This is a genomic window from Pseudochryseolinea flava (genome assembly GCF_003286915.1).
GTDB classification, from domain to species: domain Bacteria; phylum Bacteroidota; class Bacteroidia; order Cytophagales; family Cyclobacteriaceae; genus Ohtaekwangia; species Ohtaekwangia flava.
Genome location: NZ_QMFY01000018.1, coordinates 101,573 through 111,434 on the forward strand (window position 1 = coordinate 101,573; position 9,862 = coordinate 111,434).

General features: G+C 41.9%; 12 protein-coding genes. 11 read left to right on the forward strand and 1 reads right to left on the reverse strand.

What is annotated here, in order from left to right:
- The first annotated feature begins 6 nt into the window (after positions 1-6).
- The 5 genes from DQQ10_RS24185 (at position 7) to DQQ10_RS24205 (ending at position 5,231) form a co-directional block, all read left to right on the forward strand.
- The gene (locus tag DQQ10_RS24185; protein ID WP_112749514.1) at positions 7-1,827 is read left to right on the forward strand and encodes an ABC transporter ATP-binding protein; all 1,821 of its coding nucleotides are present in this window, start codon (positions 7-9) and stop codon (positions 1,825-1,827) included.
- A gap of 318 nt (positions 1,828-2,145) precedes the next feature.
- Entirely contained in the window at positions 2,146-2,463 is a 318-nt protein-coding gene (locus DQQ10_RS24190; RefSeq protein WP_112749515.1) for a hypothetical protein, read from the forward strand.
- Between the two features lie 269 nt (positions 2,464-2,732).
- The gene (locus DQQ10_RS24195; protein ID WP_112749516.1) at positions 2,733-4,271 is read left to right on the forward strand and encodes a YifB family Mg chelatase-like AAA ATPase; all 1,539 of its coding nucleotides are present in this window, start codon (positions 2,733-2,735) and stop codon (positions 4,269-4,271) included.
- A 155-nt stretch (positions 4,272-4,426) separates the two neighbouring features.
- On the forward strand, positions 4,427-4,951 hold the full coding sequence (locus tag DQQ10_RS24200; RefSeq protein WP_112749517.1) for a hypothetical protein: 525 nt from the start codon (positions 4,427-4,429) through the stop codon (positions 4,949-4,951).
- Between the two features lie 28 nt (positions 4,952-4,979).
- Complete coding sequence (locus DQQ10_RS24205) at positions 4,980-5,231, forward strand: FUSC family protein (RefSeq protein ID WP_112749518.1); 252 nt, start codon at positions 4,980-4,982, stop codon at positions 5,229-5,231.
- A 14-nt stretch (positions 5,232-5,245) separates the two neighbouring features.
- Here the strand turns inward: DQQ10_RS24205 and DQQ10_RS24210 are convergent, their stop codons facing one another.
- Complete coding sequence (locus tag DQQ10_RS24210) at positions 5,246-5,752, reverse strand: DUF7000 family protein (RefSeq protein WP_112749519.1); 507 nt, start codon at positions 5,750-5,752, stop codon at positions 5,246-5,248.
- Between the two features lie 227 nt (positions 5,753-5,979).
- Here DQQ10_RS24210 and DQQ10_RS24215 point away from each other — a divergent pair, with 227 nt between their 5' ends.
- From DQQ10_RS24215 to DQQ10_RS24240, 6 genes are all read left to right on the forward strand, one after another.
- Positions 5,980-6,285: a hypothetical protein gene (locus DQQ10_RS24215; protein ID WP_133259751.1), complete on the forward strand. Its 306-nt coding sequence runs from the start codon at positions 5,980-5,982 to the stop codon at positions 6,283-6,285.
- Positions 6,286-6,292: 7 nt separating this feature from the next.
- On the forward strand, positions 6,293-6,907 hold the full coding sequence (locus DQQ10_RS24220; protein WP_112749521.1) for a macro domain-containing protein: 615 nt from the start codon (positions 6,293-6,295) through the stop codon (positions 6,905-6,907).
- An 18-nt stretch (positions 6,908-6,925) separates the two neighbouring features.
- Entirely contained in the window at positions 6,926-7,321 is a 396-nt protein-coding gene (locus tag DQQ10_RS24225; protein ID WP_112749522.1) for a VOC family protein, read from the forward strand.
- A 144-nt stretch (positions 7,322-7,465) separates the two neighbouring features.
- Positions 7,466-8,314: a hypothetical protein gene (locus DQQ10_RS24230; RefSeq protein WP_112749523.1), complete on the forward strand. Its 849-nt coding sequence runs from the start codon at positions 7,466-7,468 to the stop codon at positions 8,312-8,314.
- 20 nt (positions 8,315-8,334) lie between these two features.
- The gene (locus DQQ10_RS24235) at positions 8,335-9,042 is read left to right on the forward strand and encodes a glycoside hydrolase family 25 protein (protein ID WP_112749524.1); all 708 of its coding nucleotides are present in this window, start codon (positions 8,335-8,337) and stop codon (positions 9,040-9,042) included.
- A gap of 51 nt (positions 9,043-9,093) precedes the next feature.
- Positions 9,094-9,561: a hypothetical protein gene (locus DQQ10_RS24240; RefSeq protein WP_112749525.1), complete on the forward strand. Its 468-nt coding sequence runs from the start codon at positions 9,094-9,096 to the stop codon at positions 9,559-9,561.
- The last annotated feature ends 301 nt before the right edge of the window (positions 9,562-9,862 follow it).

Below are 9,862 nucleotides of genomic sequence, written 5' to 3' on the forward strand. Positions count from 1 at the left end.
TTGAAGATGAATAAAACTTATTTCAGAATACTTCGATACGCACCGAACCTTCGCCCACGCATGGTGAAGTTTTTTATTTTCGCTGTTCTTGGCGTTGTATTTCAAGCGATCTATCTCGGCCTGACCATGCCGATGATGAAAGTGCTCTTCGATAAAAAAGACGACAAGCCGGTGGTTTATCCAACTGAATTTAATCTTAATTACCCTGGCGATCTTTTCAAATACCACTTCAAGCAATATGCCGATCAAGATCCGATCAATGCACTGATATTTGTTTGTATTGGTATTGTCATTTTTGTGTTTCTCTCCAATATTTTTCGCTACCTCGAACGAATGGCCGCCTCACGCATCAAAGTTGATGTGGTAAAAAACATGCGAATGGATATTTTTTCTACTGCTACAAAACTTCATATCGGATTTTTTAATGATCAACGACGGGGCGATTTGATGTCGCGGTTTACAAATGATATTGGTGAAGTAGAAAATTCGATCGTCAATACGTTAAAATCAGTACTCAAGGAGCCGATTACGATCATTGTCTTTCTCGGAGTACTTTTTAGTATTTCAGTAAAGCTAACACTATTCACCTTAGTGCTTCTTCCGGTTATTGGTGGATTGATTGGGGAAGTAATAAAACGTTTGAAAAAGAAGGCTAAGTTGAGTCAAGAGGCGATGGGTAGAATCGTTAATATTCTCGATGAGACGTTCTCTGGAATGCGCGTGATTTTTGCTTTCAATGCACGGAATTTTCTGCTGAAGAAATTCGATCAAGAAACTTCTTATCATAGAAAAGTGAATTTGTCGATGTCGCGCAAGAATGAGTTAGCGTCACCGATGTCGGAGTTTCTGGGCGTCGTCGTTGTTGCCTTCATCATGTACTATGGCGGCACGATGGTGTTGAGCCATGAAGAAGGAGCGCTGGAACCTGAGAAGTTCCTACTTTTCATTACCATGTATGCATCCATGATTCAGCCGGCGAAGAACTTTTCGAATGGACTAACATCATTACAGAAGGGAACAATCGCCGCAGAAAGAATCTTTAGTGTAATTGATATTAAACCAGCCATCGATAATAGGCCTGACGCCGTATCGCTTCCGGAATTCAAGGAAGAGATTGAATTTAAGAATGTTTCTTTTGCTTATGATAAAGAACCTGTTCTTCAAAACTTAAACTTGAAGATAGGGAAAGGAAAGACTATCGCTTTAGTCGGACCATCAGGTGGAGGAAAGTCTACACTCGCAGATCTCGTTCCAAGATTTTATGACCCCACCGCTGGGCAAGTGCTGATTGATGGCATTCCTTTAACTGATTATAATATTGAGTCGCTTCGTCACCACATTGGTGTAGTGACGCAAGAGTCAATTTTATTTAACGACACCATCTTCAACAACATCGCCTTTGGCATGGAGAATGTGAGCAAGGATGACGTTATCGCTGCTGCAAAAATTGCAAACGCACACGATTTTATCACGCAAACTGAGAATGGATACGATACATTAATTGGTGAACGCGGCTCCAAGCTTTCCGGTGGGCAACGTCAACGATTGAGCATCGCGCGTGCCGTACTAAAAAATCCAGCAATCCTTATTCTTGACGAAGCAACATCTGCACTCGACTCAGAGTCGGAGCGCCTCGTTCAGGATGCTTTAAACAATCTGATGAAGAATCGTACGTCAATCGTGATTGCGCATCGCCTCAGTACGATTCAACATGCCGATGAGATTATTGTAATCCAAAGTGGTCAAATCGTAGAACGCGGAACACATGATTACCTGATTAAACAGCCAGGACTGTACCGGAAGCTGAATGAGATTCAGAGAGTGTAGTGAGTTGCCAGTTTCGGTTACCAGTTACCGGTTTGCCAGGTGCCAGTTATCGGTTACCAGTTACCAGTTATCGGTTTGCCAGTTCACAGGTCACGGCTGTTCCCGATTAACGTATAACGATTAACGAATAACTGGCTGTTCCCGATTAACGTATAACGACTAACGATTCACGGGCTGTTCACGATTAACGTTTAACGATTAACGAATAACGGGCTGTTCACGACTCACGGCAGTTCCTCATTACTTTTTTACAAACCACTTTTCCCATTCAAAAAAAATCTACTACCTTTAGTATAGGCGATTTTTAACCGCTCCTTCATGACTAAGATCCGTCTCATCTTCTACGCTGTGTTCGCTGCGTTTCATCTTGGTGCTTTCATATTTACATTGATTTTACAGAGCAATACATCGTTGCTTCTCAAGATGGCCGGTTATGTATCGACGTTGAAGTATGTAACACTTTTTGGGTTGTTGCTGTTTGTGATCGATGTGGTCTGGTCTTTCAAAAGCAACCGCGAAGCACAAGAGGAAAAAGCAGCGCTTGCACATGAACTCAACATGCTTAAGGCAAGATTGTACGACATACAAGAAGGAAAAGAAGCGGCAGCTTCAAAACCACAGCCCCCTAAAATTTAGCGTAGCGATACGTTCTTTCTTCTGATGCTTTTTTTTAAATCGTATGGGTCGGTAATTTCGATACGGCAGCCCCATCACGAGTAGCTAAATCTCATGCCTTTTGGTATTCTATACACACGCCATCCAACTTTCAACCTTTCACTTTGAACTTTTAACTGTTTTTGTCAGGAAAACCAGATAGCGTCGTTCATAAAAACTCTCTAGGTTAACGGTTGAATAATTTACATGCCGTTAGCCATCATTTCATTCATCGAAGCAACCCGTAAATCATGGTAGCCAAAACTTTTGGCGGTGCCGTTCACGGTGTTGATGCCCGCACAATTATGGTCGAAGTAAGTGTCGACCAAGGATTACGCTTTTTCATGAGCGGACTTCCTGACAATGCCGTCAAGGAAAGTCAACACCGCGTTGAATCAGCTTTACGTGGTGCCGGATTCTTTTTTCCACGACAAAAGGTTGTTGTCAACCTGGCACCCGCCGATATACGAAAGGAAGGGTCGGCCTATGATTTATCCATTGCCGTATGTCTACTGAGCGCCTCGGGCCAACTGGTCACCAATATGCTGGAGCAGTACGTGGTCATGGGCGAGCGCACATTAGAAGGTACGTTGCGCCCAATACGCGGTGTATTGCCCATCGCCATACAAGCACAGCGCGAAGGCTTCAAAGGATTTTTGCTACCGGCCGACAACGCTAAAGAAGCTGCCATCGTCGAAGGACTAGATGTCTTTCCAATCACCAGTTTACAGGAAGCAGTCGATTTCCTCGGACAAAAAAAAATAATTGAGCCCGTTAAGGTCGACGCGAAAGAAGTGTTTGCTAATCGCGTAAACCACTATGACATTGATTTCAAAGATGTTCAAGGTCAAGAGAACATCAAACGTGCGCTTGAGATTGCCGCCGCCGGTGGACACAACGTGATTATGATTGGTCCACCGGGGGCTGGAAAAACCATATTGGCGAAGAGACTACCCTCTATTCTTCCGCCGCTTACACTGACGGAAGCACTGGAAACAACGAAGATCCATTCCGTCGCTGGGCGACTTGGTCGCGACGCTACGCTCATGACAACGCGCCCATTTAGAAGTCCGCATCATACCATCAGCGACGTTGCCCTCGTTGGTGGCGGTGGTAATCCACAACCGGGTGAGATTTCTTTGTCGAACAACGGCGTGTTGTTTTTAGATGAGCTCCCGGAGTTTAAACGCACCGTATTGGAAGTAATGCGACAACCCATGGAAGAACGTCGTGTGACAATCTCAAGAGCAAAAACTTCCATCGACTATCCCGCGAACTTTATGCTCGTGGCAAGTATGAATCCTTGTCCTTGTGGATACTTCAATCATCCTGAGAAGGAATGTGTTTGTGGCCCTGGTATTGTGCAGCGCTATTTGAGTAAGATCAGTGGTCCGCTATTAGATCGCATTGATTTGCATGTTGAGGTAGTGCCCGTAAGCTTCGATGAGATGACAGCCAATCGGAAAACGGAGACCAGTGACATTATTCGCGACCGCGTGGTTCAAGCGCGCGCTATCCAATCTGCGCGCTTTAAAGATCTGGATGCTATCCACTGTAATGCGATGATGCCTTCTAACATGGTGAAGGAAATTTGTGACATCGGTGAAACAGGCAAATCACTTTTGAAAACAGCAATGGAACGATTAGGACTTTCAGCGCGTGCCTACGATCGCATCTTAAAAGTATCACGAACGGTGGCCGATCTTTCAGGGTCTGATGAAATCAAAGTAGAACATCTTGCCGAAGCGATCCAATATCGAAGCCTTGACCGCGAAGGATGGGCAGGGTAGGTGATGCGCACCTCAGTGCCTCGAACACTTGAACACTTCTTCAGATACACCCAGGAACCGCTTTTTGTTATTGGTTGTCGCTGCGGTGTGATGGAGTTGACGAAATTTCTATACGGGTTGATAATTTCTTATATTTCTTTTTTGAAGTTCCCCATATGCGACTCATCATCATTATTACACTACTCACCATTCAACAAACTTTCGGGCAGGGCCAGAAATTCGAGATCAAGGAAGCAAACATGATATTTCAAGTGCCCAATAAAGAATGGTCACTTGCAACAAAGAAGGAGGGTGATTTGGTGTCTTACATATTTAAACGAAATCCCGTCACCGACAGTAACGGGCGCAAGATTATTCCTGCGATGATGATTTATGTTGAAGATGCTGCGGATTACGATCAAGACGTCACGATGTATACAATTAACAAAAGGCTTCAATTTCAAGTTGACGTAGATAAAATGATGATTCATGAGAATGAAAATTATCCGATCTCATACAAGAACTCAATCGTTACAATGTGTCGTTATTCCGATGGTGGGCTTGATCATATTCTCTACATGATTCACATCATCACAAAAGAAAATAAAGGTATTCAGATATACATGGACATGACAAAAGACTTAGTAGGTGAATATGAACAAGAATTTTGGGAAGCCATGAAATCAATCAAGGAAATCTAGTATTATTACCGACGTTAATTAAAGCAAGATGAAACAAAGAAGTCTATCAGAACTTACAGACCAGGAGTTGCTACAGGAGGTAAAAAAAAGGAAGTCGACGTCAATTGTGAATGCATTATTGGTAGGCTTTCTTATCGGTGTTATCGTGTATAGCGTGATAAAAAATACATGGGGATTTTTAACGCTAATCCCGATATTCTTTGCATACTGGCTTATCAATAAGTCGAAGAGAGATGAGCAAGAACTTGAAAATTTGCTAAAGCAGCGAAACTTAAAATAAAACTAGTGGCATAGCTACTGAAGTTTGCTCTTCTTAACATCTTGGATGATCGCTTTGGAGACGATAATAAGTTTTTTCTCGATCTGCTTAGCGAGTAGTTCAAGGTCATCAAAATTGGGAGCGTCGATCAACGATGTTTCGAGAATTGCATAAGTAGGTTTAGTGGTTCGCCCTTCGTTCCACTGTGTTGTTTTAAAAAACGCCCAATACTTTTCTTGAATCGGAATAGTTTGTCCGAGTAACCAAATCTCGAATCGCATTTTGCTGTGGTTAAGAACCAATCCGAACTTTAGTTTTCGTTCTTTGAGGAAATCGTTTGTGTAATAGAAGTAGGTATAATCCATGTATCCTTGAAACAGATTCCCGACGGCATAATGCTTCGCTAATTTCTTTTCAAGGGTAGATCCTAATCGCATCACAAATTTGACGAGCCCTGCGTAAGCTTGTTGGATGTCACCTTTGTCGAGTTGAGCTTTGTACGCCGCAACGTGGTGAGAGAACTTTGATGGAGGCGTGTTCATGAATTAAGATTTCTCGCTGATCTTCGGTCAAGATAAACTTATTGTATGGGATTCTTAAGATTTATTTTTTTTCTTGGATTTCAATGTTACGTTACGCATGAAAATCCTTCATAATAATATAAGATGGTCAATTATAAGGGCTTCTTGTCGGTGCAATCTTTTTGATGCCCTCCCTTTTTCAGAAAGGCGGCGTTAGGGATGTGTTTCACTATTGTACGATACTAATCGTGATAGTCGTTTCGGCTGTAATGAACATTCCTGTAAAAAGGTATTCATTTTTCAAGTGGGTTGTCGTTTCACTCACGTTTTCCATCGGTGCGCTGTATGTAACAACGTTCTTCCTTGGAGATATTGTCATTGAGATGTGTTATGGTGACAAGACGTGGATGTTATATGACGGTAAGCACAGACTCGCTGCTAACTTCATGTACTACGGATTTAATGTTTTAATTTTGATGATGTTAAATTTGGTATATAACAATATTGCTCGACGAATTCAGTCACAAAGCAATAATAGTAGTCAACAAAATTAATTTTCTGATGACAATTTCTCTAAAACAATTTGAACTGACATTGGTAGATGTTCAAGTTGAGCTGTGTGAGGCGTGGAAATATTTTTTTAAGGAATTCTCAGGCGTAATCATTCATCATGGAAAATTTCAGGAGGTAAAAGAATTCGATTGCTTGGTGAGCCCGGCCAATTCTTTTGGATTGATGGATGGAGGTATTGACTTAGCCATAAGAAATTATTTCGGAATGCAAATTCAAGAAAATGTTCGAAAGGTAATTGAGGAAGATTTTTATGGAGAGCAACCGGTGGGAAGCTCCATTATTGTAGATACTGGAAATGAAAATCACCCGTTTTTGGCACATACGCCGACCATGAGAGTTCCCAGCGACATTTCAAACACTGACAACGTTTATAATGCGACATTCGCCATGCTTCGCGCCGTCGCCAACCATAACAAGCATGATGCGCGTAAAATCAAGAAAATATTATGTCCTGGATTAGGAACAGCCACTGGTAGAGTGTCACCCAAAGAAGCAGCAAGACAAATGGTCTTGGCGTATCGTAATTTTATTAATCCGTCGACGAATTTAGTTTGGCCGGATCTGATGAAGCGCAATCGGGAAGTCATGAAGTCTGATGAATGATTTAGAAAGATGTTTTAAATGAAATTAAACTTAGTCGTATTAAAAACTTTAACACCCGATGCGCTCGCAGATTTCTATACGCAATTGGGGTTGACCTTCGAACAGCATCGTCATGGTACAGGGCCGCTGCATTACGCCGCGACGCTGGATGATGTTGTGTTTGAAATTTATCCCTTACCAAAAGATAAAGAAAGAACGGACGATACCCTGCGACTCGGTTTTAATGTTAACAACTTGGATGACCTGATTCAGCGATTAAGAGCCAACGGAAACAAAATCGTGAAAGCACCAGCGCTAACAGAATGGGGCTACGTAGCTGTCGTTGAGGATTCTGATGGTAGAAAAATGTCAAAAAAGCTTGATGCGCGTGTGAGCCCAGCTGTAATTGGGTGTATTGACGACTTTGGTGGATAATCAATATCAGGGAGCTGAAAGGAGTCTCTTTAGGCGTTAGATTTACTATGTTACGGATAAAATAATTGGCGTCCACTCACGCGGAGCAAAAGCAATTCGTAATTTCGTGCCGGCACACTCGGAACCCACGTTGGCCAACATTTCATGATTACACGCATAACTTCCCTCATCACTGTACTTATTTTAACGATTGCTTGTGCTCACGGGCAGGCTTATGAGCCACTGGCATTAGCAAAAAAGATATTCGACAAAGATACGTTGTCAAATATTGCCACTTATGTAATTGGCGAATACAAGGGGAGACCGCACGGTGGAGACTTAGGCAAAGGTGCAAAAACGCGCTTCATGCTTCTTGAGCAAACTGCGGAAAGCGCTGTCGTTAATATGACTGTGTTGGATTCGACTGGCGTAGGGTTTGATACTTATCTTCATTTTAAGAAAGAAACCATTTGGAAGATGAGTGCCTTTAGAGCATTAGCGCAGACGGGCATCATTGATAGAATTAAAACGCAACTTGAAAAGATGTCGCAAGCCGACGTCGATCGTGTTGTTGCTGAAGTTAAAAAGAATGGGAAGGACAAGTTCTCAATGTTCTCCTCACAAGAAGAATACAATTTCCTTCTAGGAAACGCAAAACTCACACTTGCGTTAGATGATCATATTGTTCAGCATTTTGTTGAGAATATGGCGGTTTTTGAACAGCTCAAAGACCTTGCGATAGCGGAGCTCAAGAACAAAAAAAATGATGAAGAGGGAAGTATTAAGTTGATTGCACAATCGAAACGTGAATATGAAAGGCTTTTTATCGCGCGTGTCTCCTCGGGAGGCGATGAGTTGGGCAATGGTATTAATTTTTTTATTGGCGGGGTAATCGATAATGCCGTTGGCTATATCTACGTACAAGACAAAAAAGACTTGCCAAGGATGAGCCCGAATGGTGTAATCATGATCAGAGAGATTGGTGCGGGATGGTATATTTATAAGACTACATAATGTGTACATCTGAATAGTGCATGAAGAAGTTTGTCATCATCGGAATAATTTCTGTAGCCGTTATCGGTATATGTTATGCTTACCTGATTTTCGTAGGGCAGTTAAGATTTAACTACCCCGACAAAGACGAGTTTCCAATCGTTGGAATAGACATTTCGCATCATCAAGGTAAAATGAATTGGGCGGCGTTGCGGACGGAGGATATTTCGTTTGTGATTATCAAGGCAACGGAGGGAGTTGATTACAAGGATCCGCGATTCAATACGAATTGGACCATGAGTAAGCAACAGGGTTATAAAACCGGAGCATATCATTTTTATCGCATTTGCAAAAATGGAAAAGAACAAGCCGCAAATTTTATTGCAACGGTGCCGAATGAAGACAATAACTTGCCACCAACAATCGATCTGGAATTCGGTGGTAATTGTAAAACTGATAAGAGCAAAGCACAAATTCTTGAAGAGGTAAATGAATTTCTGCAAATATTGGAGAGTCATTATAACAAAAAGCCGATCATTTATGTGACGCATGAATTTTATGACGATTACTTGGTCGATGAATTTACAGAATATCCGATTTGGATCAGGGATATTTTTAAGAGACCTGTATTGCGTGATAAGCGTGATTGGCTCATCTGGCAATTTGCCAACAGAGCGCATCTCAACGGTATCGACATGTATGTGGACTTGAATGTTTTGAATGGAAAATCTATCGATGTACTGCAGTAGTAACACGCGACCTAATAAACTCTTACTAGTGGAGTATAACAGAACATATTAATGAAATTTATTACATTTTTCGCGCTGATATTTTCGCTGTCGCTGTATGTGAAGGGGCAAGATGCCTTAGACTCTCTACTTAATGCGCAAGGACTACACGGACTAGCGGTATCGGTTAATCGTAAAGTTAGTGTTGAACCTTTTTCGCAAGTGCAATCAGTAGGTTACGTTTACTTCTCTACTAGTTCAGACACTGTCGGGTTTTATATTATTGAGCATAATTTGAGCGACTCACAACAGTTCCAGGACGTCATGCGAAAGAGATTAATTTCGTCGAGCTGTCAATTTAAACCCCATCGGAATTGGAAGAAGAACTTCATGAGTTTCACAAAAGGTAATTTCTATTTTGTTGCACCACTTTGTGCATGCACTACTGTTCGCGATAGCGGGTGTGCGAGACTTGCTCGGAAGATTAATCAGTGGGCGCTTTTAACAGTTTCGCCGGGTTTAAACCCGGCGAAACGTTGAGTTCGGTGACAGTCACTTTATACTCGTGCTTTTAAATTCCTCATCCTTTATTTCTGGATTTTGGATAACGTCGCTGATGACAACCGTTAATATTGTTTGATCTCCAATTTTACTGACCTGTTTCGTGGATATCATCAAGCCATTAAAATCTTTGTAGTCATAGTAATATGTATCGTATCCACCCGACCAACTACATCTTTACCGGCGCATAAATTAGGTATTGCTTTGTGATAAAAAAAAACATGAAGCATTCACCAGAACAAATGCAAGCCACGATAAATGAGTGGAAGAATTCAGGGCT

What these genes read in the sequence shown, in the direction of transcription:
- DQQ10_RS24210 (WP_112749519.1), bottom strand. Translation starts at nt 5,752, where the DNA reads ATGAACACGCCTCCATCAAAGTTCTCTCACCACGTTGCGGCGTACAAA.
- DQQ10_RS24240 (WP_112749525.1), top strand. Translation starts at nt 9,094, where the DNA reads ATGAAATTTATTACATTTTTCGCGCTGATATTTTCGCTGTCGCTGTAT.
- DQQ10_RS24200 (WP_112749517.1), top strand. Translation starts at nt 4,427, where the DNA reads ATGCGACTCATCATCATTATTACACTACTCACCATTCAACAAACTTTC.
- DQQ10_RS24235 (WP_112749524.1), top strand. Translation starts at nt 8,335, where the DNA reads ATGAAGAAGTTTGTCATCATCGGAATAATTTCTGTAGCCGTTATCGGT.
- DQQ10_RS24195 (WP_112749516.1), top strand. Translation starts at nt 2,733, where the DNA reads ATGGTAGCCAAAACTTTTGGCGGTGCCGTTCACGGTGTTGATGCCCGC.
- DQQ10_RS24185 (WP_112749514.1), top strand. Translation starts at nt 7, where the DNA reads ATGAATAAAACTTATTTCAGAATACTTCGATACGCACCGAACCTTCGC.
- DQQ10_RS24205 (WP_112749518.1), top strand. Translation starts at nt 4,980, where the DNA reads ATGAAACAAAGAAGTCTATCAGAACTTACAGACCAGGAGTTGCTACAG.
- DQQ10_RS24225 (WP_112749522.1), top strand. Translation starts at nt 6,926, where the DNA reads ATGAAATTAAACTTAGTCGTATTAAAAACTTTAACACCCGATGCGCTC.
- DQQ10_RS24220 (WP_112749521.1), top strand. Translation starts at nt 6,293, where the DNA reads ATGACAATTTCTCTAAAACAATTTGAACTGACATTGGTAGATGTTCAA.
- DQQ10_RS24230 (WP_112749523.1), top strand. Translation starts at nt 7,466, where the DNA reads ATGATTACACGCATAACTTCCCTCATCACTGTACTTATTTTAACGATT.
- DQQ10_RS24190 (WP_112749515.1), top strand. Translation starts at nt 2,146, where the DNA reads ATGACTAAGATCCGTCTCATCTTCTACGCTGTGTTCGCTGCGTTTCAT.